The organism is Stenotrophomonas sp. STEN031 (assembly GCF_056759975.1).
In genome coordinates this window covers 56606-77290 of record NZ_JBRREA010000009.1, presented here as the reverse complement: position 1 = coordinate 77290, position 20685 = coordinate 56606, and the positions used below count along the sequence as shown (strand labels likewise).

General features: G+C 64.1%; 20 protein-coding genes and 3 tRNA genes. 14 read left to right on the top strand and 9 right to left on the bottom strand.

What is annotated here, in order from left to right:
* Positions 1–22: 22 nt before the first annotated feature.
* From ftsH to ACVOLQ_RS06170, 14 genes are all read left to right on the top strand, one after another.
* A complete protein-coding gene (gene ftsH / locus ACVOLQ_RS06235; protein ID WP_313171550.1) occupies positions 23–1948 on the top strand; it encodes an ATP-dependent zinc metalloprotease FtsH in 1926 nt (641 codons plus the stop codon).
* Between the two features lie 113 nt (positions 1949–2061).
* Complete coding sequence (locus tag ACVOLQ_RS06230; RefSeq protein WP_313171552.1) at positions 2062–2250, top strand: hypothetical protein; 189 nt, start codon at positions 2062–2064, stop codon at positions 2248–2250.
* Positions 2251–2345: 95 nt separating this feature from the next.
* Positions 2346–3242: a dihydropteroate synthase gene (folP, locus tag ACVOLQ_RS06225; RefSeq protein ID WP_481527471.1), complete on the top strand. Its 897-nt coding sequence runs from the start codon at positions 2346–2348 to the stop codon at positions 3240–3242.
* A complete protein-coding gene (miaA, locus tag ACVOLQ_RS06220; RefSeq protein WP_481527470.1) occupies positions 3242–4195 on the top strand; it encodes a tRNA (adenosine(37)-N6)-dimethylallyltransferase MiaA in 954 nt (317 codons plus the stop codon). Before folP ends, miaA begins: the two co-directional genes overlap by 1 nt.
* A gap of 92 nt (positions 4196–4287) precedes the next feature.
* Positions 4288–4569: an RNA chaperone Hfq gene (hfq, locus tag ACVOLQ_RS06215; RefSeq protein ID WP_313171558.1), complete on the top strand. Its 282-nt coding sequence runs from the start codon at positions 4288–4290 to the stop codon at positions 4567–4569.
* Positions 4570–4583: 14 nt separating this feature from the next.
* Positions 4584–5894 carry a ribosome rescue GTPase HflX gene (hflX, locus tag ACVOLQ_RS06210; RefSeq protein WP_313171562.1) on the top strand — a complete coding sequence of 437 codons (1311 nt, stop codon included), beginning with the start codon at positions 4584–4586 and terminating at the stop codon, positions 5892–5894.
* Positions 5895–6100: 206 nt separating this feature from the next.
* Positions 6101–6595: a CinA family protein gene (locus ACVOLQ_RS06205; RefSeq protein WP_481527469.1), complete on the top strand. Its 495-nt coding sequence runs from the start codon at positions 6101–6103 to the stop codon at positions 6593–6595.
* Between the two features lie 35 nt (positions 6596–6630).
* Complete coding sequence (gene ubiB, locus ACVOLQ_RS06200; RefSeq protein WP_481527468.1) at positions 6631–8310, top strand: 2-polyprenylphenol 6-hydroxylase; 1680 nt, start codon at positions 6631–6633, stop codon at positions 8308–8310.
* A 51-nt stretch (positions 8311–8361) separates the two neighbouring features.
* Positions 8362–9009 (top strand): transcriptional repressor LexA, encoded by a 648-nt coding sequence (gene lexA / locus ACVOLQ_RS06195; RefSeq protein ID WP_481527467.1) that lies wholly within the window; start codon positions 8362–8364, stop codon positions 9007–9009.
* A 232-nt stretch (positions 9010–9241) separates the two neighbouring features.
* Entirely contained in the window at positions 9242–10279 is a 1038-nt protein-coding gene (gene recA / locus ACVOLQ_RS06190) for a recombinase RecA (RefSeq protein WP_313171569.1), read from the top strand.
* A 127-nt stretch (positions 10280–10406) separates the two neighbouring features.
* Positions 10407–10898 (top strand): recombination regulator RecX, encoded by a 492-nt coding sequence (recX, locus tag ACVOLQ_RS06185; protein ID WP_313171571.1) that lies wholly within the window; start codon positions 10407–10409, stop codon positions 10896–10898.
* Between the two features lie 109 nt (positions 10899–11007).
* On the top strand, positions 11008–13659 hold the full coding sequence (gene alaS / locus ACVOLQ_RS06180; RefSeq protein ID WP_481527466.1) for an alanine--tRNA ligase: 2652 nt from the start codon (positions 11008–11010) through the stop codon (positions 13657–13659).
* A 139-nt stretch (positions 13660–13798) separates the two neighbouring features.
* Positions 13799–14002, top strand: coding sequence for a carbon storage regulator CsrA (gene csrA / locus ACVOLQ_RS06175; protein ID WP_057628248.1), 204 nt, complete (start codon positions 13799–13801; stop codon positions 14000–14002).
* Between the two features lie 76 nt (positions 14003–14078).
* A tRNA-Ser gene (locus ACVOLQ_RS06170) sits at positions 14079–14171 on the top strand.
* A gap of 640 nt (positions 14172–14811) precedes the next feature.
* Here ACVOLQ_RS06170 and ACVOLQ_RS06165 read toward each other — a convergent pair.
* The 9 genes from ACVOLQ_RS06165 to ACVOLQ_RS06125 form a co-directional block, all read right to left on the bottom strand.
* Positions 14812–14888, bottom strand: a tRNA-Arg gene (locus tag ACVOLQ_RS06165).
* Between the two features lie 53 nt (positions 14889–14941).
* Positions 14942–15018 (bottom strand) — tRNA-Arg (locus ACVOLQ_RS06160).
* A gap of 65 nt (positions 15019–15083) precedes the next feature.
* Positions 15084–15944, bottom strand: coding sequence for an alpha/beta hydrolase family protein (locus ACVOLQ_RS06155; protein ID WP_481527465.1), 861 nt, complete (start codon positions 15942–15944; stop codon positions 15084–15086).
* Positions 15941–16750: a bifunctional hydroxymethylpyrimidine kinase/phosphomethylpyrimidine kinase gene (thiD, locus tag ACVOLQ_RS06150; RefSeq protein ID WP_313492600.1), complete on the bottom strand. Its 810-nt coding sequence runs from the start codon at positions 16748–16750 to the stop codon at positions 15941–15943. Before thiD ends, ACVOLQ_RS06155 begins: the two co-directional genes overlap by 4 nt.
* A gap of 34 nt (positions 16751–16784) precedes the next feature.
* Positions 16785–17456 carry a YoaK family protein gene (locus tag ACVOLQ_RS06145; protein WP_481527464.1) on the bottom strand — a complete coding sequence of 224 codons (672 nt, stop codon included), beginning with the start codon at positions 17454–17456 and terminating at the stop codon, positions 16785–16787.
* A gap of 12 nt (positions 17457–17468) precedes the next feature.
* Entirely contained in the window at positions 17469–17960 is a 492-nt protein-coding gene (locus ACVOLQ_RS06140; RefSeq protein WP_481527497.1) for a hypothetical protein, read from the bottom strand.
* 5 nt (positions 17961–17965) lie between these two features.
* Positions 17966–19366: a PhoH family protein gene (locus tag ACVOLQ_RS06135; protein ID WP_481527496.1), complete on the bottom strand. Its 1401-nt coding sequence runs from the start codon at positions 19364–19366 to the stop codon at positions 17966–17968.
* 82 nt (positions 19367–19448) lie between these two features.
* Positions 19449–19928: a peroxiredoxin gene (locus ACVOLQ_RS06130; RefSeq protein ID WP_481527463.1), complete on the bottom strand. Its 480-nt coding sequence runs from the start codon at positions 19926–19928 to the stop codon at positions 19449–19451.
* A gap of 77 nt (positions 19929–20005) precedes the next feature.
* Entirely contained in the window at positions 20006–20632 is a 627-nt protein-coding gene (locus ACVOLQ_RS06125) for a glycine cleavage system transcriptional repressor (protein WP_481514875.1), read from the bottom strand.
* Positions 20633–20685: the final 53 nt, after the last annotated feature.

Here is a 20685-nt window from a genome sequence, read left to right as displayed (position 1 = left end):
AGGGACACCGGAGCCGATGAGGATGAACGACCTGACCAAGAACCTCCTGTTGTGGGTGGTTGTCGCCGTCGTGCTGATGGTGGTGTTCCAGAGCTTTGCCCCGCGCAGCGGCGCAGCGGCTGCTGGCGACGCCCGCAATTACACGCAGTTCCTGCAGGAAGTGGACGCGGGCCGGATCAAGTCGGTCGAATACACCGACAAGACCACCCTCACCACCAACCATCTGCGCTTCAAGCGCGCTGACGGTTCCGACGGTGCCCTGTATGCACCGGCTGACCCCAAGCTGCTGGACCAGCTGTATTCCAAGAATGTTGAAGTTGCCCGTCAGGAACCGGCTGGCCCGAGTTTCTGGGGCATCGTGCTGCAGTTCCTGCCGATACTGCTGCTGATCGGCTTCTGGATCTTCATGATGCGGCAGATGCAGGGCGGTGGCGGCGGCGCCAAGGGCGCGATGTCCTTCGGCAAGTCCCGCGCCAAGCTGCAGGGCGAGGACCAGATCAAGGTCACCTTTGCCGACGTCGCCGGCTGCGACGAGGCCAAGGAAGAAGTCGGTGAACTGGTCGAGTTCCTGCGTGACCCCTCCAAGTTCACCAAGCTGGGCGGCAAGATTCCGCGCGGCGTGCTGATGGTCGGCCCGCCGGGTACCGGCAAGACCCTGCTGGCCCGCGCCATCGCCGGCGAGGCCAAGGTGCCGTTCTTCGCCATTTCCGGTTCGGACTTCGTCGAGATGTTCGTCGGCGTCGGTGCCAGCCGCGTGCGCGACATGTTCGAGCAGGCCAAGAAGCACGCGCCGTGCATCATCTTCATCGACGAAATCGATGCCGTGGGCCGTCACCGCGGCTCGGGCATGGGCGGTGGCCACGATGAGCGCGAGCAGACCCTGAACCAGATGCTGGTCGAGATGGACGGCTTCGAGGGCGGTGAGGGCGTGATCGTGATCGCCGCCACCAACCGTCCGGACGTGCTGGACAAGGCGCTGCTGCGCCCGGGCCGTTTCGATCGCCAGGTCATGGTCGGCCTGCCGGACATCAAGGGCCGCGAGCAGATCCTGCGCGTGCACCTGCGCAAGGTGCCAGCTGCCGATGACGTGCGTCCGGAAGTGTTGGCACGCGGCACCCCGGGTTTCTCCGGTGCCGACCTGGCCAACCTGATCAATGAAGGCGCCCTGTTTGCGGCTCGTCGCAACAAGCAGGAAGTCGACATGAAGGACTTCGAGGACGCCAAGGACAAGATCTACATGGGTCCGGAACGTCGCAGCATGGTCATGCGCGAGGATGAGCGTCGCAACACCGCTTACCACGAGTCCGGCCACGCCGTCGTCGCCATGTCGCTGCCCAAGGCCGACCCGGTGCACAAGGTCACCATCATGCCGCGCGGCTGGGCGCTGGGCGTGACCTGGCAGTTGCCGGAGCACGACCACATCAGCAAGTACCGCGACCGCATGCTGGAAGAACTGGCGATCCTGTTCGGCGGCCGTATTGCCGAGGAGATCTTCGTCGGTGAGATGTCGACCGGCGCTTCCAACGACTTCGAGCGGGCGACCAAGCTGGCCCGTGGCATGGTCACCAAGTACGGCATGTCCGATGTGATGGGCACCATGGTCTACGCCGATGAAGAAGGCGGCTATGGCATGCACAGCAAGACCATTTCCGAGGCGACCCAGCAGAAGGTGGACGCGGAAATCCGGCGCATCCTCGACGAGCAGTACCAGGTTGCCTACAAGATCCTGGAAGAGAAGCGCGATATCGTCGAGGCGATGACCGCTGCGCTGCTGGACTGGGAGACCATCGATGCCGAGCAGGTCAAGGCGATCATGGAAGGCCGCAAGCCGTCGCCGCCTGCGGGTTGGGTGGACAAGGGTGGCAACAACGACCGTACTGACGACGGCAAGGGTGGCGACGCTCCGCAGCCGGTCACGCCGATCACCGACCCTGCCGGCCAGCACTGAGCCGGCAGCGTCGAGGCAACAGCAACGGGCCGGTTCTCCGGCCCGTTTTCATATGCGCCTGCGGTCAGGCTGGGCGAGAATAGCGGGACTTTGGTTTTCTCTGGTTATGCCTCATGAATGATTCCGCGCCGCCGCCCAAGGCACCCTCGGCCAACGTGCCGGAGATGATCATCGCCACCGTGGCCGGCGTCGGTTTCGGGGTGAAGACCAACAACTTCCTGGCCGGCATCTTCATTGGCGTGGTGCTGGGCGTGATCCTCAGCCTGATCGGCAGCCGGATCCGCGCCCGCAACAAGGATTGAGCGGTTGCCGCGCTGTCCCGAGCCTGTCCATGCGCGCGTTTGGGCGTGGCTGCGCTGGCTTAAACTAGCGGCTGTTGCAGTGTGCTGGAGCGCCCATGTTTGATGTTCATCCCACCCTGGAGTGTGGCGACCGTACGCTGCGGCTGGATCGGCCGCAGGTGATGGGTATCGTCAATGTCACTCCGGATTCGTTTTCCGATGGTGGCCAGCATGCGGATACCGTCGCCGCCGTCACACATGCGTTGGCATTGGTGGAGCAAGGTGCCGATCTGCTTGATATCGGTGGCGAATCCACCCGCCCGGGGGCAAGCCCGGTATCCGTGCAGGAGGAGATCGATCGGGTCGTGCCGGTAATCGAAGCCTTGCTCCCGCAGGTGGCCGTGCCGCTGAGTGTGGACACCTTCAAGCCGGAGGTGATGCGCGCCGCGTTGGCCGCTGGCGCGCACATGATCAACGACGTGCAGGCCCTGCAGCAGCCTGGGGCAATGGAGGTAGTTGCCGCGTCGAAGGCGGCAGTGGTGCTGATGCACGCGGTGGGCGGGCCGTACGATGCAGGCGTTGCGCAGGCCTACGTTGACGTTGCCGGCGATGTGCAGCGTTTCCTCGCCGAGCGGATCTTTTCCGCCGAAATGGCGGGCATCGGGCGCAAGCGGTTGCTGCTGGACCCGGGTTATGGCTTCAACAAGGACACTGCGCAGAACTTCGCCCTGCTTGCTGCACAGGACCGCCTGAACGATCTGGGCGCACCGTTGCTGGCGGGTTTTTCGCGCAAGCGCTGCATCGGTGATGTCACCGGTCGGCTGCTGGCCAGCGAACGTGTGGCCGGTTCGTTGGCCGCGCACCTGCTGGCAGTGCAGAAAGGTGCGATGGTGGTGCGCGTGCATGACGTCGCTGCGACCGTCGATGCGCTCAAGGTGCTGGCTGCGTTTGATGCGGTGCCGGCCCCGCGGGCTGCCAGGCCGGCCATGCCGCGTTGGCCGGACGAGGATTGATGGGTATCGATCAGCGCCCCTTGGCCGTTGCCCTGATGGGGCCGACCGCCTCGGGCAAGACCGCTGCGGCCATTGCCCTGGCCAAGGCTTACGACGGCGAGATTGTCAGCGTCGATTCGGCCCTGGTCTACCGTGGCCTGGAGATCGGTGCTGCCAAGCCCGATGCCATCGAGCAGGATGGCATCCGCCATCACCTGCTGGATCTGCGTGATCCCTGGCAGACCTATTCGGCGGCTGAATTTTCGGCGGATGCGACCGAGGCCGTGCGTGACATCGTTGCGCGCGGCAAAGTACCGATCCTGGCGGGCGGTACCGGCCTGTATTTCCGCGCGCTGCTGCAAGGCCTGTCGCCGATGCCGGAGGCCGATCCCGGCCTGCGGGCGACCATTGCCGCCGAGGCGGAGGTCTGCGGCTGGCCGGCCTTGCATGCGCAATTGGCGGAGGTCGATCCGGTAGCTGCGGCGCGCATCCATGCCACCGACCCGCAGCGTATCCAGCGGGCACTGGAGGTGTATCGCCTGACCGGCAAGCCGATCAGCCATTGGCAGGCGATGCCGGGAATCGCGCGCCTGCCGGCGCGGGTGCTGAAACTGGTGCTGGCGCCGGCCGATCGCGCCGTGTTGCACCAGCGCATCGAGCGCCGTTTCGACCTGATGCTGGAGCGCGGTTTCCTGGATGAGGTGCGGGCACTGCGCGCGCTGCCGCAGATGGCAGCGGTGGCCGCTCCCTTGGACCTGCCAGCGGTACGTGCGGTGGGTTACCGGCAGGCCTGGCAGTTCCTGGACGGGCAGGGCACAGCCGCCGAGTTCCGCGACAAGGGCGTGTTCGCCACCCGCCAACTGGCCAAGCGCCAGCTCACCTGGCTGCGTGGTGAGCTGGATGCGCGCTGGTTTGACCCTGTTCGGGACATGTCTGGTGTGCGGAACGCGGTTTCCCGCTTTGTGGAAGGCTGAGCGGGCGCGCGGCGGTGTACCATCGGGGTTCCGGACGGGCAGGGGATGCCGCCATCGGTCCGGTCCATAAAAACAATAACGAGGAGTAGACGATGTCCAAGGGGCAGTCTTTGCAGGATCCGTTTCTGAATGCGTTGCGCCGCGAGCGCGTGCCGGTTTCGGTCTACCTGGTGAATGGCATCAAATTGCAGGGCACGATCGAGTCGTTTGACCAGTTCGTGGTGCTGCTGCGCAATACCGTCAGCCAGATGGTCTACAAGCACGCCATCTCCACCGTGGTGCCGGCGCGCAACGTGCGCGTGGGACCGGGTGGTGGCTACGTGCAGTCGGGTGATGGAACTCAGGCAAGCGATGACGATATCGACAACGAATAAGCAGGTGGCGGCGCATGTTTGACCGCTCGAAGAAGGGCGAACATGCGCTGTTGATCCAGCCGCATGTTGGCCGGCTGGAAGAAGATGTACTGGAGGAGTTCACCGATCTGGCGCGCTCGGCCGGGGCGAGCATCGCCGCGACCATCAGTGCGCGCATGGACAGGCCGAACCCCTCCACCCTGATCGGCAGCGGCAAGCTGGAGGAAGTGAAGGCTGCCGCCGATGCCACTGGCGCCGATCTGGTGCTGGTGAACCACCAGCTCAGCCCGGTGCAGGAGCGCAACCTGGAGCGCTACCTGGAACGCCGGGTCATTGATCGTACCGGGCTGATCCTGGACATCTTCGCCCAACGTGCGCACAGCCATGAAGGCAAGCTGCAGGTCGAGCTTGCCCAGCTGCGGCATATCGCCACGCGGCTGGTCCGTGGCTGGACCCACCTTGAGCGTCAGCGCGGTGGTTCCATCGGCCTGCGTGGCCCGGGTGAAACCCAGCTGGAAACCGACCGTCGCCTGCTGCAGAAGCGGGTGGAACAGCTGCAGAAACGGTTGGAAAAGGTCGAGGTGCAGCGCACCCAGATGCGGCGCGCGCGCGTGCGCAGCGAAATGCCGCGTATCGCGTTGGTTGGCTACACGAACGCTGGCAAGTCCACGCTTTTCAATGCCTTGACCGGCGCAGGTGCTTACGCGGCCGATCTGCTGTTTGCGACCTTGGACCCAACCGTGCGGCGTATCACGCTGCCCGGCGGCAACGCGATGCTGGCTGACACCGTCGGTTTCGTGCGCGACCTGCCCCACGATCTGGTGGCGGCGTTCCGCTCGACCCTGTCCGAAGCGCGTGAGGCGGATTTCCTGCTGCATCTGGTCGATGCCGCTGATCCGTTGCGCGAGGAGCGTATCGCCCAGGTCGATGAGGTATTGGAGGCCGTAGGCGCGGGTGACCTGCCGCAGTTGCTGGTGTTCAACAAGATTGATCGCATCGAAGGTGCGGAAGTGCGCCACGACGCACAGGATGGCGTGCCGGATGAATCACGGCGCGAGCGGGTATGGGTTTCCGCGCGCGATGGCCGTGGGCTGGAGCTGCTGCAATCGGTACTGGGCAAGCGTCTGGGCCTGCAGCATGTCACTGGCCAGATCCGTCTGCCGCCAAGTGCTGGCCGTCTGCGGGCACGCCTGCACCAGTTGGAAGTCATCCGCAGCGAACAGGCTGATGAGGAAGGTTGGCTGATCGACGTGGATATCCCGATTGCCGAAGCCGAGAAGCTGGCGGCAAGCGAAGACGGCGCGGTGATCCGGCCGCTGTTGCCGGAAAAGCTGCCCGAATGGTGATTCGGGCGGAAAGAGACAGCCGGCCTCGTGCCGGCTGTCTTGTTTAGCCGGAGCGGCGTGAGCCGCGAAGCAGGGGTTCCCGAAGCTGGTAGCACCCGTGCAATCTGATGATGTGTCGGCTTCGCGGCTTACGCCGCTCCTGCAACTCCCATGCGGGCGCCATCTGCGGTAAAACATAGGGGTTCTCGTCCAGCCCCCCTATCGCAATGTCCAATCCAACCGATGCCGATCTCAATGCCCTGGCCGCCGCGCTCGGCGAACGCCTGCAGCACGCCGCCCTGCAGTTGGTAACCGCGGAAAGCTGCAGCGGCGGCTGGATTGCCAAGAGCATGACCGATATCGCAGGCTCCTCTGCGTTCTTTGACTGCGGCATGGTGGTCTACAGCTACGAAGCCAAGCAGCGCCTGCTTGGCGTCCGCGCGCAGACCCTGGAGCAGTTCGGTGCGGTCAGTCGTGAAACCGTGCTGGAAATGGTGGCCGGCGCGTTGATCAACTCCGGTGCGGGCATCGCGGTGGCGGTGACCGGCATCGCCGGCCCCGGCGGCGGTAGCCCGGACAAACCGGTCGGCAGCGTCTGGATAGGCTGGAAGCGCCGCGGTGGCTATGCGCGTGCGCAGTTGTTCCAGTTCGATGGCGACCGTGATGCCATACGGCGGCAAACCGTGGCGGCGGCACTGCGGGGCATCGACGAGCATCTGTGACATGCTGGTCCGGCCACCAACCGGGATAAGTTGCGATGTGGGAAACACTGGGCACGGTACGTGATCTGGGCCGCTTGCAGGAGATAGCGGCAGTCCTGATCCGCTATGGCTTCGGCGACGTGGTGCGGCGTACGGGCCTGGCTTCGGTGCTGGAACGCGCGGGCCGGCTGGTGCGCTGGAACGACAGCCAGCAGATGCTGCGGATGACCGCGCCAGTGCGCGTGCGCAGCGCGATGCAGGAACTGGGGCCGACCTTCGTCAAGCTTGGTCAGGTGCTGGCCACGCGCGTGGACCTCTTGCCGCCGGAGTGGATCGCCGAGCTGTCCGAGCTGCAGAACGCAGTGCCTGCGCTGCCCTATGCCGCGATCCGCGAGCAGCTGGAGGCCGATCTGGGAGCGCCTCCAGCGCAGGTGTTCGCCTTCTTGGATGAAACCCCGATGGCTGCCGCCTCCTTGGCGCAGGCGCATCGCGCACGTCTGCACGACGGCCGCGAAGTGGTGCTGAAGGTGCGCAGGCCCGGCATTCGCGACGTGGTTGAAGCAGACCTTCGGCTGCTGGCGCGGTTGGCTGAGATCGTCGAGGCACGCCTGCCGGATCTGCGCCGCTATCGGCCGGCGGAAGTGGTGCAGCAGTTCACCCAGTCGCTGCGCAGCGAGATGGATTTCGCCGCCGAATGCCGCAATTCCGAGCGCATCGCACGCAACTTCGATGGCCGCGATGACATCCTGATTCCCGGCGTGCACTGGCAGTGGACCTGCGAAAGCCTCAACGTGCAGGACTTCGTTGATGGCATTCCCGGCCGCAAGCTGGAGGCCGTCGACGACGCCGGTCTGGATCGTGCAGCGCTGGCCCGGCGTGGCGCCGATATCGTGCTGAAAATGGTGCTGGAAGACGGCTATTTCCATGCCGATCCGCATCCCGGCAATATTTTCTACATGCGCGACGGCCGCATCGGCGTGATCGACTTCGGCATGGTCGGTGCGCTGTCCGAAACGCGCCGTTTCCAGGTCGCGCAGCTGCTGCACGGGCTGGTCGAGCAGGAGCCGCAGGTGGTTGCCGATGTGCTGCTGGACTGGGCTGGCGGTGTGGAAGTCGACGAAGGCCGCCTGCAACAGGACATCAGCCAATTCGTCGATCAATACCGCGGCGTGCCGCTGAAGGATCTGCGCATCGGCCTGATGCTCGGTGACATCACCCAGCTGCTGCGCAGCTATAGCCTGACCTTGCCGGCCGACCTGGCGCTGATGATCAAGGCCTTCCTGACCCTGGAAGGCATGGGCCGGCAGCTGGATCCGGACTTCGACATGGCCAGTGCGGCGCGCCCATTCCTGGAACGGGTGGTGCTGCAGCGCTATGCGCCCAAGGCGCTGCTCAAGCGTGGTCGCCGCAGCCTGCTGGGGATGTTGGATCTCGCCGGTGAACTGCCACGCGATCTACGCCGGTTGGTGCAGGCTGCAAGGCGCGGGCAGTTGAAGCTGCGCGTGGAAACCACGGCGTTGCAGGGCTTTGGCGATCAGGTGAACCGCGCCGCCAACCGCCTGGTGGTCGGTGTCATTACGGCTGCCCTGATCATTGGCTCCTCGATCGTGATGCACAGCGTAGGTGGGCTTTCCAGCCGCTGGTTCCTGGCGCTCGGCCTGGGCGGCTTCGTCGGTGCGGGCATTTGCGGGGTGTGGATACTGTTCTCGATCTGGCGCAGCGGTCGCCACCACTGATCTTCGCCGGGGGGCTTGCAGATCTTTTTGTTAGTAGTAATACTACTAACCATGAACCTCACCGACACCCAGCAGGCCATCCTCGACTTGATCGCTGAGCGCATCGAGGCCGAGGGCATGCCGCCATCGCAGACCGAGATCGCCCGCGCCTTTGGTTTCAAGGGTGTGCGCTCGGCCCAGTACCACTTGGACGCACTGGAAGCGGCTGGCGCCATCGAGCGCGTTCCCGGCCGTGCCCGCGGCATCCGCCTGCTGCGTCAGGAAGGCGAGGGCGATAACGAGTCGCATGCGCCGGCGCAGGCTGCCAATGACGATGTGCTGCGCCTACCGATCCTGGGTCGGGTCGCTGCTGGTCTGCCGATTGGCGCGGACATCGGCTCGGACGATTACGTCGTGCTGGACAAGGTGTTTTTCTCGCCGGCGCCGGATTACCTGCTGAAAGTGCAGGGTGATTCGATGATCGATGAAGGCATTTTCAATGGCGACCTGATCGGTGTGCATCGCACCCGTGATGCCGTTTCCGGGCAGATCGTGGTCGCCCGCATCGACGATGAGATCACGGTCAAGCTGCTGAAGATCGCCAAGGACCGGATCCGCCTGCTGCCGCGCAACCCGGACTACGCGCCGATCGAGGTCCTGCCCGACCAGGATTTCTCCATCGAAGGGCTGTATTGCGGCCTGCTCAGGCCAAATCGCTGAAACCGGCCGGTGTGAGGCGCGCGGAATTGAAACCAACTGAGCCCGGATCTGCGCATTCCGCAGCCGCAACTGACTGTTTTCCTTACTTAGGGCGGGTGTTTGGGCTGCTGTCGGTATCCTTGTCGGCCAAATAATTTTGTCGTCTCGGTTGCAGTCTCAGCCTGTGCGATACGACACCCCTACAGTGGACCCCATGACGAAATCAACGAAATCAACCCCGAGGACGAACACGATGGACGAGAACAAGAAGCGCGCACTTACCGCCGCACTGAGTCAGATCGAAAAGCAGTTCGGCAAAGGCTCGGTAATGCGTATGGGCGACCGTGTTGTCGAACCCGTCGAAGTGATCCCAACGGGCTCGTTGATGCTGGACATCGCACTGGGCATCGGCGGTCTGCCCAAGGGCCGCGTGGTCGAGATCTACGGTCCGGAATCCTCCGGCAAGACCACCCTGACCCTGCAGGCCATTGCCGAATGCCAGAAGCTGGGCGGCACCGCTGCCTTCATCGACGCCGAGCACGCACTGGACCCGATCTACGCCGCCAAGCTGGGCGTCAATGTAGACGACCTGCTGCTGTCGCAGCCGGACACCGGCGAGCAGGCGCTGGAAATCGCCGACATGCTGGTGCGGTCGGGCTCGGTGGACATCGTGGTGGTCGACTCGGTTGCCGCGCTGACCCCGCGTGCTGAAATCGAAGGCGAAATGGGCGACCAGCTGCCGGGCCTGCAGGCCCGCCTGATGAGCCAGGCGCTGCGCAAGCTGACCGGCAACATCAAGCGCTCCAATACGCTGGTCATCTTCATCAACCAGTTGCGCATGAAGATCGGCGTGATGATGCCGGGCCAGAGCCCGGAAACCACCACCGGTGGCAACGCGCTGAAGTTCTACGCCTCGGTGCGCCTGGATATCCGCCGTATCGGTGCGATCAAGAAGGGCGACGAGATCATTGGCAACCAGACCAAGATCAAGGTCGTCAAGAACAAGCTGGCGCCTCCGTTCAAGCAGGTCATCACCGAAATCCTCTATGGCGAAGGCATCTCCCGCGAAGGTGAGCTGATCGACATGGGCGTGGATGCCAAGCTGGTCGACAAGGCAGGTGCCTGGTACAGCTACGGCGAGGAGCGCATCGGCCAGGGCAAGGACAACGCCCGCGGCTATCTGCGTGACAACCCGCAGGTTGCGGCCCGCCTCGAGGCCGAGCTGCGCGAAAAGTTCCAGCCCACCGAAGCGGCGCGTGAAGAAGGCGACGACGAGGACGGCGAGGAGTGATTTTCCCGCGGGGGCGGGCGGCGCATCGTCAGTGACGTCGTCCGCTCCTGCGGCATTTTGTCCATGAAGATCCCGCGCCACGGATGGGGCGGGGTTGGTCGTGGCGGAATAGAGCGTGGTGGGCACGATGACGGAAATCGATGATCAGCCTGCGGGCAAAAGCAAGCGGGGGCGCCAGCAGACGCCGTTGCAGCGTGCCTTGGGGCTTTTGGTAAGGCGTGAACACTCGCGCAAGGAGCTTGGCCGCAAGCTCAAGTCCCGCGGTGTGGATCCTGATGCGGTCGATGCGGCGGTGGCCAAGCTGGCCGATGAAGGCTGGCAGGATGACACCCGTTTTGCCCAGTCGTTGGTTCACAGCCGTGCAGCAAGCGGCTACGGGCCGCTGCACATCCGCGCAGAGCTGGGCACCCACGGACTGGATAGCGAGTTGATCGAGGCCGCCATGGCCTCGTTTGAAGGCGATTGGACTGAAAACGCGCGTGAGCTGGTATGCCGCCGTTTTGGCGCCAGTGGCCCGGAAGATCTGGCACAGCGGCGCAAAGCCGCGGATCTATTGGCCCGGCGCGGGTTTGATGGCAACTGCATCCGTCAGGCCAGTCGCTACGATCCCGAGGACTGATGAGGACTGGGCGGGCTGGGCCTGATACCCTTTCAGGGTTTCGGTTGTCCCGAATTCCCGCGCCTGCACAGGCTGCCGGGACCCGTTTGCCAGCTTACCGCCAGTCCCCATGAATACACCTGCCAAATTTACTACTTCCCAGATCCGCGCTGACTTCCTCGAATTCTTCAAGGGCAAGGGCCACACCATCGTGCCGTCGGCACCCTTGGTGCCGGGCAACGACCCGACCCTGCTGTTCACCAATTCCGGCATGGTGCAGTTCAAGGACGTGTTCCTTGGCGCGGAAAAGCGCAGCTATGTGCGCGCGGCCGACGTCCAGCGCTGCCTGCGTGCTGGCGGCAAGCACAACGATCTGGACCAGGTCGGTTACACCGCCCGCCACCACACCTTCTTCGAAATGCTGGGCAACTGGTCCTTCGGCGACTACTTCAAGAAGGACGCCATTGCCTGGGCCTGGGAGCTGCTGACCCAGGTCTGGAAGCTGCCGGCGGATCGCTTGCTGGTCACCGTTTACCAGACCGATGACGAGGCCTACGCGCTGTGGCGCGACATGATTGGCATCCCGGAATCGCGCATCGTACGCATCGGTGACAACAAGGGGGCGCCGTTCGCGTCGGACAATTTCTGGCAGATGGCCGATACCGGTCCCTGCGGTCCCTGTACCGAGATCTTCTATGACCACGGCGAGCATATCGCCGGTGGCCCGCCGGGCTCGCCGGATGAAGATGGCGACCGCTTCATCGAAATCTGGAACCTGGTGTTCATGCAGTTCGATCGCCAGCCAGACGGTTCGCTGCAGCCGCTGCCGGCGCCGTGCGTGGACACCGGCATGGGCCTGGAGCGCCTGGCGGCGATCCTGCAGCACGTGCACACCAACTACGAAATCGACCTGTTCCAAGCGCTGATCCGCAAGGCTTCCGAGCTGACCGGCATGGCCGACCTGGAGAACAAGTCGCTGCGGGTCATCGCCGACCACATCCGTGCCTGTTCCTTCCTGATCGTCGATGGCGTGCTGCCGTCCAACGAAGGCCGTGGTTACGTCCTGCGGCGTATCATCCGCCGCGCCCTGCGCCATGGCTGGATGCTGGGCGTGCGCCAGCCGTTCTTCAACAAGCTGGTGCCGACCCTGATCGAGCAGATGGGCGAGGCCTACCCGGAACTGCCGGCGCAGGCCGACACCGTCGTGCGTGCACTGCTGGCTGAAGAAGAGCGTTTCGCTGAAACCCTCGATTCGGGCATGAAGATCTTTGATGACGTTGCGGCCAAGGTCAGCGATGGCGTCATCCCGGGTGTCGACGCGTTCCGTCTCTATGACACCTACGGCTTCCCGGTCGACCTGACCGCCGACATCGCCCGCGAACGTGGCATGACGGTGGACATGGCCGGTTTTGATGCCTCGATGGAGCACCAGCGCGAGACCGCGCGTGCTGCCGGCAAGTTCGGTGGCGGCGTGACGCTTTCCGCCGAACTTGTTGCCAGCCTCAGCCCGACGGTGTTCCTCGGCTACGACCGCCTGCAGGCTGATGGCCTGAAGGTTGTCGCGCTGATCAAGGACGGTCGTTCCGTCGACGCCGTGCAGGCGGGCGATGAGGTCATCGTGTTCACTGCGCAGACCCCGTTCTATGCCGAGTCCGGTGGCCAGGTCGGCGATACCGGTGTGCTGTCGGCTGACAGCGTCAAGCTGGCTGTCAGTGACACGCAGAAGTTCGCTGGGCAGTTCCACGGCCATGTCGGCAAGCTGGAGCAGGGCGCACTGAAGGTTGGTGACGTATTGGCGGGTGCGGTCGACGCTGCGCGTCGCAGCGCCACCATCCTCAACCACTCCGCTACCCACCTGTTGCACGCCGCCCTGCGCGAAGTGCTGGGCACCCACGTGCAGCAGAAGGGCTCGCTGGTGGCGCCGGATCGCCTGCGTTTCGACTTCTCGCACTTCCAGCCGATCAGCGCCGAAGAACTGGCCGTCATCGAGCGCAAGGTCAACGAACAGGTGCGTGCCAACAACGCGGCCGAAGTGCACAACATGGGCATGCAGGAAGCGCTGGACTTCGGTGCCATGGCACTGTTCGGCGAGAAGTACGGCGAGAACGTGCGTGTGCTGAAGATGGGCGAGTACTCCACCGAGCTGTGCGGCGGCACCCATGTTTCGCGGACCGGCGATATCGGCCTGTTCAAGATCACTTCCGAGGGCGGTGTGTCCTCGGGCGTGCGTCGTATCGAGGCGGTGACCGGGCAGGGCGCCCTGGACTATGTGGCCGACGAGGAGGCACGCCTGCACGAAGCGGCGCAGCTGCTCGGCGGCAGTGCCGGCGACGTGGTCGACAAGATCCGCCAGCTGGGTGAGCGGCAGAAGAAGCTGGAGCGCGAACTGGAAGCCCTGAAGGCCAAGGTTGCCTCTGGTGCCACCGCGGATCTCGGCGGCTCGGCGGTCGATGTGGCCGGCGTGAAGGTGCTGGCGGTGCGTCTGGAAGGTTTTGATGCCAAGGCGCTGCGGGACGCGATGGATCGCCTGAAGCAGCAGCTGGGCGACGCCATCATCGTGCTGGCCGGTGTGCAGGACAGCAAGGCCGCGCTTGTGGCGGGCGTGAATGGTGCGGCGCTGGGCAAGGTCAAGGCGGGCGAGCTGTTGGCCCATGTTGCCGCCCAGATCGGCGGCAAGGGCGGCGGTCGTCCGGACATGGCCCAGGGTGGCGGTGAGGATGGTCCCAAGCTGGTGGCGGCCCTTGAGGGCGTCGTGGCATGGGTCAAGCCGCATCTGGCCTGAATGTGACAAGTCGTGCACCTTGAAGGTGTTTGCGCCCTGACGGTAACATTGGGAGTCTTTTCCCCTTTGTCGTGGGGCGCATAGCTCGAAGCGCGCCAATGCCGGTGGGAAACCCACCGGTTCCATGGAGATTTACACAATGTTGATCCTGACTCGCCGAGTAGGCGAAACCTTGATGATCGGCGACTCGGTCAGCGTGACCGTGCTCGGCGTCAAGGGCAACCAGGTACGTATCGGTATTACCGCGCCGAAGGACGTTGCTGTCCATCGCGAGGAGATTTTCCAGCGTATCCAGCGTGGCGATGAGCCCGCGACTCCGGGAAGTGAAGAAACTTCCGAATAAGGGGTTTACCTTTCACCTCGTTTAACGTTATTCTTCGCGCCCCGCTTAGGAATACACGCAGCGGGGCAAGAGAAACGGAGTGATGCCCGAGTGGCTGAAGGGGCTCCCCTGCTAAGGGAGTATAGGGTTAAAAGCTCTATCGAGGGTTCGAATCCCTCTCACTCCGCCAGTTTCAAAAAAGCCCCTTTATCGGGGCTTTTTTGTGCCTGTGGGTTTTTCAGTTGCGGTTTCTTAGAGTTTCTTTCTCGGGGCTGTCGTGTGTGGCGCGAGCAATGGGGTTGCGCGACTGTGGGGTGCGGCGGGGCTGTGCTGGTGGTCGCACTGTAGTGCCGAGCCATGCTCGGCAGAGACCCTTCCGATAATGCCTCTGCCGCGCATGGCGCGGCACAGCGCTGCTTGCGCCGAAGCGCATTCGCTTCTTTGTAGCAGCGGCGTAAGCCGCGAAGCTGATGCTCGATCAGGTTGCGGGCCTGCGTGGGTGATTTCAGTGGTGTCAGCTTCGCGGCTTGCGCCGCTCCTGCAGGTGCTGATGCGCCTCTGGAGGTGTGTAGGGCGGGGTGGTGCTGTGCTGATGTGCTGCTGGGAAAGCCTCTGCCGAGCATGGCTCGGCACTACAGTGCTCGCGCTCCTGCGTCGCTGGTGCGCGCTGAAGGGCGTGCAGGGTGCGATGGGGTGCCGCTGTAGAGCCGAGCCATGCTCGGCTGGAGCTTTCCCGGTAACGCCTCTGCCGAGCATGGCTCGGCACTACGGACTTGTCTGCTAAAAACACGCATAAAAAAACAGCAGGCAATGCCTGCTGTTTTTGGTATTGGTGCGCTCGGAGAGATTCGAACTCCCGACCACCTGGTTCGTAGCCAGGTACTCTATCCAACTGAGCTACGAGCGCTCAACATTGCTGTTGTAGTTTGAAGCGGTGCAGATTGAATCTGCGTTCTGACATGGTGCGCTCGGAGAGATTCGAACTCCCGACCACCTGGTTCGTAGCCAGGTACTCTATCCAACTGAGCTACGAGCGCGTCGTTGCCAGGAGCGAGATTATGCGGATTTGAGATGTTTGCGTCAACGGTTTTGTGAAAATTTCTTAATCTTCGGGATGAATCAGTGCCGAAGCCACGTTCTGTGGTGATTTCATCCAATGAAAGTGGTCGGCACGTGCACCCAATTCGCATGATGACACTACTTTCAGGCGGTGTGCCGACGCTGGAAGCTTTGCCAGCAGTTGTTGCATCGAACTGACCGGCGCCAGCCAATCGTTGTCCAGCACCACGGCGCGCGTCGGTGCGCTGATACGACGCATGCCTGCTTCAAGATCGATCGGCATTCCCTGTGCCGCATAGTGGTTGCTGAGGCCCACGCGCGCCCAGTCGCGTATCAAGCCACGTGCCTCGGTGCCACCGAAACCGACGCGTCGGCCGGGCAGGGTGCCATTGCGTTGTGCGAGCCAGGGCAGGAAACGATAGGCCAGCGGTAGCAGCCAGCCGCGCGGTGGCGGAAAGCTGCGCCACCACGGCGTGCCGCTGGCGACCAGCCACAAGGCGTCGAGCCCGGCATCGCGCTGGCCGGCGTAGCAGCAGCTGAGCTGGCCGCCGAGGCTATGTCCGCCAAGCCGGAACGGCAGGCCGGGCAGGGTGGCATGTACAGCCGCTTCGGCGGCAGGAAGGTCGAGTTGCAGCAGCTCCCTGTAACCCCAATCGTGGCTGCGATCCGGGCGCAAGCTGCTGCTGCCATTGCCGCGCCATTCGTGCAGGAACACGGCAATGTCGTGGACGGCGAGCGCTTCGGCGAACGCCTGGTAATGGCGCGCTGCCACGCCCAGCGCTGGCAGCCACAGCAGGCAGGCGCGGGGTTGTGCGGGCAGGTAGGCCAGCAGTTCGAAACGGTGGCCATCGGCGCTGCTGACCTGCAGCGCCGATGTCTCATGCGCCGTCGTGTCTGCGCTCATGCCGGACGCGCCGCGCCGAAGTGATCGAGCACCATCACTTCGCTGCGGCCGGGGTGGTAGCCGCCCTGCAGGCCGCGCGCGACGTAGTCGATGGCTGCTTCGCAGGCGTTGGCCAGCGACAGTCCGCAGCAAAGCTGCGCAGCGATCGCCGAAGCCAGTGTGCAACCGGTGCCATGCGCATCCACCGGTAGCCGGCTGTGGCTGAATTCTTCGCGGCTGACGCCATCGAAATAACGGTCAATGACGCGGTTGCCTTCCAGCAGATGGCCGCCTTTGAGCAGCACTGCGCCAGCACCCATCTCGATCAGCGCGGCAGCTGCGTCTTCCGCCTCATCGCCATTGTTGATGCTACGACCAAGCAGCAGTTCTGCTTCAGGTGTATTCGGCGTCAGCAGGGTGGCCAAGGGCAGCAGACGTTCGCGCATCGCGCGTAGTGCGTTGTCCTCCAGCAGTTTGGCGCCGCTGGTGGCGACCATCACCGGATCGAGCACGATATGGGTGGGGCAGCGCTGCTCCAGGACATCGGCAACCAGGTGGATCACGTCGGCGTTGGCGAGCATGCCGAGCTTGACCGCATGGATGTCGAAGTCGTCGAAGCAGGCATCCAGCTGCGCCTGCAGGAACGGCAGCGGTGGCACGTGCACGGCTGTGACGCCGCGGGTGTGCTGTGCGGTGAGCGCGGCGATCGCTGACAGGCCATGCACGCGGTGTGCGGCAAAGGCCTTGAGATCGGCTTGGATGCCGGCACCACCGCCGGAGTCGGAGCCGGCGATGGTAAGGGCGGAAACAGGTGTTGAAGGACTCATGCGGTGATTGTGCAGGGTTTGTCCTTCGTCTGCCTCAGGCTTGCCGGCGCACTGCCCATTGGCGGTACAGCACGTAGCCCAGGCCGCTCAGTCCGGTCAGTACGGCTGGGACCAGTAGAGCATCGTACTGCCAGCGCGCGAACAGCCAGGCACCAAGTATGCCGCCAGCCAGGAAGCCACTGATGATCAGGCCATTCAGGGTCAGCCGGTGCATCGGCACCGGCAGGCCGCGCAGCAGGTGGCCCAGGCCGATTCCCAGGTCGGTGAACATGCCGCTCAGGTGGGTGGTGCGGACCACGGCACCGCTGAAGGTGGTAACCATGGCGTTCTGCAGCCCGCAGGCCATGGCAGCGGCCAGTGCGCCCCAGATCTGCTGCTGTTTGAACAGCGGGATGGCCAGCAGCAACAAGGCCGATTCCAGTGCCAGAGCGATGCCATAGCGCCGACCAAGCTGCAGGGTGCTGTCCTGGATGATCAGTCCACTGAACACTGCGCCAAGGGCGAAGGCGATCAGCAGGCCCCAGAGGTGGCCGACCGAGCGCCAGTCGGCATGCGCAAGGGCGATGCCGAGCTGGCTGGTGCTGCCGGTGAGGTGGCTGACGGCCTGGTGCTCAAACCCCAGGAAGCCGACAACATTGACGATGCCGGCCACGCAGGACAGCACGATCGCGCCAATCCAGACCCAGGTGGGCAGGCGGACCTTCATGCCGACGCCGGATCAGGGCGTGGACAGCGCGCCGTTGCGCTCGATGCTGGAGAACGTACCGGCCTGTGGGTCGTACACCGCACCCCAGAACTGCGCGCCGCCATCGCAGACCCGGATCGCTTCGCGGGCCGGGTTGATGTCGCTGTGGTCGGGCAGGGTAAAGGCGTTGATGTAGATCAGGCGCTTGCCGCTGGACTCGAAGCCCACGTACTGCCGGCCGGAGAGGGCCGGCTCGGCAATGCTGGGCTGCAGTTGTGCCAGCCGGCTCTCCAGCGCGTCGATATCGGCGCGGCTGGGTGCCCAGTAGCCGGTGACTTCACCGGCATGTTTGGCGGGGCTGTCGCGCGAGCAGGTGTCCAGCACCTGCGCGGCGACCACGGGGCGGGTGACGACCCAGGACTGTCCGGTCTTGACCGCCGTCGGCACGCTGCCGGGGCGCGTGTTCGACGGCGTGCAGGCTGCCAACGCAAGTGTTGTCGCAGCCAGCAGGGACAGTGTGCGCAGATGTTTCACAGGACCTCCGAAGCATAATCGGCCAGACGCGAGCGTTCGCCCCGGCGCAGTGTGATGTGTGCACTGTGCGGCCAATTCTTGAAACGGTCCACCGCATAGGTGAGGCCGGACGTGGTTTCGGTGAGGTAGGGCGTGTCGATCTGCTCGACGTTGCCCAGGCAGACGATCTTGGTGCCGGGGCCGGCGCGGGTGATCAGGGTCTTCATCTGCTTCGGGGTGAGGTTCTGCGCCTCGTCCAGGATCAGGTAGCGTGACAGGAAGGTGCGGCCGCGCATGAAGTTCAGCGAGCGGATCTTGATGCGGCTGGCCAGCAGGTCATTGGTGGCTGCGCGGCCCCAGGCGCCGCCGTCCTGGTTGTGGGTGAGCACTTCCAGGTTGTCGGTGAGGGCGCCCATCCACGGCGTCATCTTTTCTTCTTCGGTGCCCGGCAGGAAGCCGATGTCCTCGCCGACGCTGACCGTGGCGCGGGTCATGATGATCTCGCGGTAACGCTGGGTATCCATGGTCTGCGCCAGACCGGCGGCCAGGGCCAGCAGGGTCTTGCCGGTGCCGGCGGTGCCGAGCAGGGTGACGAAGTCGATTTCCGGGTCCATCAGCGCATTGAGGGCGAAGTTCTGCTCGCGGTTGCGCGCGGTGATGCCCCACACCGAATGCGAGCCGTGGCGGAAGTCGTTGACCACCGACAAGGTGATGCGGCCATCGCCCTCGACCTTGCTGACCTTGAGCTCCACTTCGTCATCGCCGGCCAGGTAGGCGTACTGGTTGGGATGCCAGTCCTCGTCGTCGGCGGCCTGGATCTCGTAGCTGGTGCGGCCCTTGTCGCTCCAGCTGCGCAGGCTTTCGCTGTGCTTCTTCCAGAAATCCTCCGGCAGCACGGTGGCGCCGGTGTAGAGCAGGCTGAAATCGTCCAGCGCGCGGTCGTTCTCGTAGTCCTCCGAATCGATGCCGGCGATGGCGGCCTTGATCCGCAGGTTGATGTCCTTGGAGATGAACACCACCGGGGTTTCCGGGTGCTGTTCCTTCAGGGCCAGGATGGCGCCGAGGATGGCGTTGTCCGGGATCACCTTGCCAAAGCTCTTGCCGGCCTCGAAATGGCTGGTCTGGAAGTAGAGGTTGCCGGCGCTCTGCGCGCCGCGCAGCTGCAGGCCCTTGGGGCGGGCCAGCGGCACGCCGTTCTGCACACTGCCGATGCCGGCCTGTTCGATCAGCTCGTTGAGGAAGCGGCTCACCTGGCGGGCATTGCGGCTCGCTTCGGTGGTGCCCTTCTTGCCGTTGTCCAGCTCCTCGATCACCTGCATGGGCAGGTAGACATCGTGTTCCTCGAATTTGAACAGCGCGGTCGGATCGTGCATCAGCACGTTGGTATCCAGTACGTAGATGCGCTTGCCTCGGGTCATCGTCGATTCCTGGTGGCGGGACAGGGTCACGCCATCGCACCTGCAGGGCAGGGCGATGGGGTGGGTTGGAACAGGAGGTGGGTCACTTGGTTTGAGCGGCCTTCAGTGCGTCGAGCACGGCATCGGCATGGCCGGCGACCTTGACCTTGCGCCATTCCTGCACGAGCTGGCTATCGGGCGAGATCAGGAAGGTGCTGCGTTCGATGCCGCGCACCTGCTTGCCGTACATGTTCTTCATCTTGATCACGTCGAAGGCACTGCACAGTGCTTCATCGCTGTCGCTGATCAACGGGAACTTGAAGCCCTGCTTGACGCAGAAGTTGTCGTGCGACTTCAGTGAGTCGCGGGAGACGCCGAACACCTGCGCACCTGCACGTTTGAACCTGGGTAGCAGTGCGTTGAAATCCAGGCCTTCGGTGGTGCAGCCGGGGGTGCTGTCCTTCGGGTAGAAGTACAACACCAGCCATTGGCCGGCCAGTTCGCCGAGGCTGGTAGTGGTGCCGCCGGACAGGGCCAGTGGCAGGGTGAGGGTGGTTCGGTCCAGGGTATCGCCGATGTTCATCAGATCCTTTCCGGAGCCTGGGGGTGTTCGGTTGCAATTGCATGAAACGCCGCGCGCCTGTGATGGGCGCGCGAATTTCAGAACTTCATCGGGTCCATGATCGCGTCCAGGTTGAGGTGGTCGCAGAACTCGAGGAAATCGTCGCGCAGGGCGGCGATGTGCATGTTGGAGGGTACGCCAATGGTGATCTGCGCAGAGAACATTTCCGCACCGGTCTGCATGGCCTGGTAACGGGTGCTCTGCAGGTTCTCGATGGTGATGCCCTGGCGGTCGAAGAAGTCGGCCAGCTGGAACAGGATGCCCGGCTTGTCGGCGGCAACCACTTCCACGATATACGGCAGCAGGTTGGACTGCGCCTGTTTGGCAGCGGTGCGATACCACACCAGTTTCAGGTTCTCCTCGCGCTCAAGCCGGGTCAGCATGGCTTCGAGCTTGGCGACGGCATCCCAGGAGCCGGTGGCCAGGGTGGTCACCGAGACATCGCGGCCAACCGTGGACAGGCGGGCATCGACCAGGTTGCAGCCGCTGTCGGCGATACGACGGGTAACGGACAGCAGGGGGGACTCCGGATGCGTCGTATAGGCGTTGATCAGGAGGTGGTTTTCGGTCGGCAGCGGCCGCGGCGTGGTGTCGGTCAAGGTGGTTCCGGGTGCTAGATGAGTCTGAACAACTCCATTTGGGGGCTGTTCGCTGGTGTCCAGCATACTTGCCCGTGCTTTCGACCGGCAAGTAACATGCTTTCGGTCACGAACCCGCC

Bases quoted from the DNA above. Each gene is read 5' to 3' on its own strand.
- csrA (WP_057628248.1), top strand. From the start codon at position 13,799: ATGTTGATCCTGACTCGCCGAGTAGGCGAAACCTTGATGATCGGCGAC.
- ACVOLQ_RS06130 (WP_481527463.1), bottom strand. From the start codon at position 19,928: ATGAACATCGGCGATACCCTGGACCGAACCACCCTCACCCTGCCACTG.
- hflX (WP_313171562.1), top strand. From the start codon at position 4,584: ATGTTTGACCGCTCGAAGAAGGGCGAACATGCGCTGTTGATCCAGCCG.
- recX (WP_313171571.1), top strand. From the start codon at position 10,407: ATGACGGAAATCGATGATCAGCCTGCGGGCAAAAGCAAGCGGGGGCGC.
- ACVOLQ_RS06155 (WP_481527465.1), bottom strand. From the start codon at position 15,944: ATGAGCGCAGACACGACGGCGCATGAGACATCGGCGCTGCAGGTCAGC.
- ACVOLQ_RS06135 (WP_481527496.1), bottom strand. From the start codon at position 19,366: ATGACCCGAGGCAAGCGCATCTACGTACTGGATACCAACGTGCTGATG.
- ACVOLQ_RS06145 (WP_481527464.1), bottom strand. From the start codon at position 17,456: ATGAAGGTCCGCCTGCCCACCTGGGTCTGGATTGGCGCGATCGTGCTG.
- lexA (WP_481527467.1), top strand. From the start codon at position 8,362: ATGAACCTCACCGACACCCAGCAGGCCATCCTCGACTTGATCGCTGAG.
- ftsH (WP_313171550.1), top strand. From the start codon at position 23: ATGAACGACCTGACCAAGAACCTCCTGTTGTGGGTGGTTGTCGCCGTC.
- thiD (WP_313492600.1), bottom strand. From the start codon at position 16,750: ATGAGTCCTTCAACACCTGTTTCCGCCCTTACCATCGCCGGCTCCGAC.
- ACVOLQ_RS06230 (WP_313171552.1), top strand. From the start codon at position 2,062: ATGAATGATTCCGCGCCGCCGCCCAAGGCACCCTCGGCCAACGTGCCG.
- folP (WP_481527471.1), top strand. From the start codon at position 2,346: ATGTTTGATGTTCATCCCACCCTGGAGTGTGGCGACCGTACGCTGCGG.
- ACVOLQ_RS06125 (WP_481514875.1), bottom strand. From the start codon at position 20,632: ATGCTGGACACCAGCGAACAGCCCCCAAATGGAGTTGTTCAGACTCAT.
- ACVOLQ_RS06205 (WP_481527469.1), top strand. From the start codon at position 6,101: ATGTCCAATCCAACCGATGCCGATCTCAATGCCCTGGCCGCCGCGCTC.
- hfq (WP_313171558.1), top strand. From the start codon at position 4,288: ATGTCCAAGGGGCAGTCTTTGCAGGATCCGTTTCTGAATGCGTTGCGC.
- ubiB (WP_481527468.1), top strand. From the start codon at position 6,631: ATGTGGGAAACACTGGGCACGGTACGTGATCTGGGCCGCTTGCAGGAG.
- recA (WP_313171569.1), top strand. From the start codon at position 9,242: ATGGACGAGAACAAGAAGCGCGCACTTACCGCCGCACTGAGTCAGATC.
- alaS (WP_481527466.1), top strand. From the start codon at position 11,008: ATGAATACACCTGCCAAATTTACTACTTCCCAGATCCGCGCTGACTTC.
- miaA (WP_481527470.1), top strand. From the start codon at position 3,242: ATGGGTATCGATCAGCGCCCCTTGGCCGTTGCCCTGATGGGGCCGACC.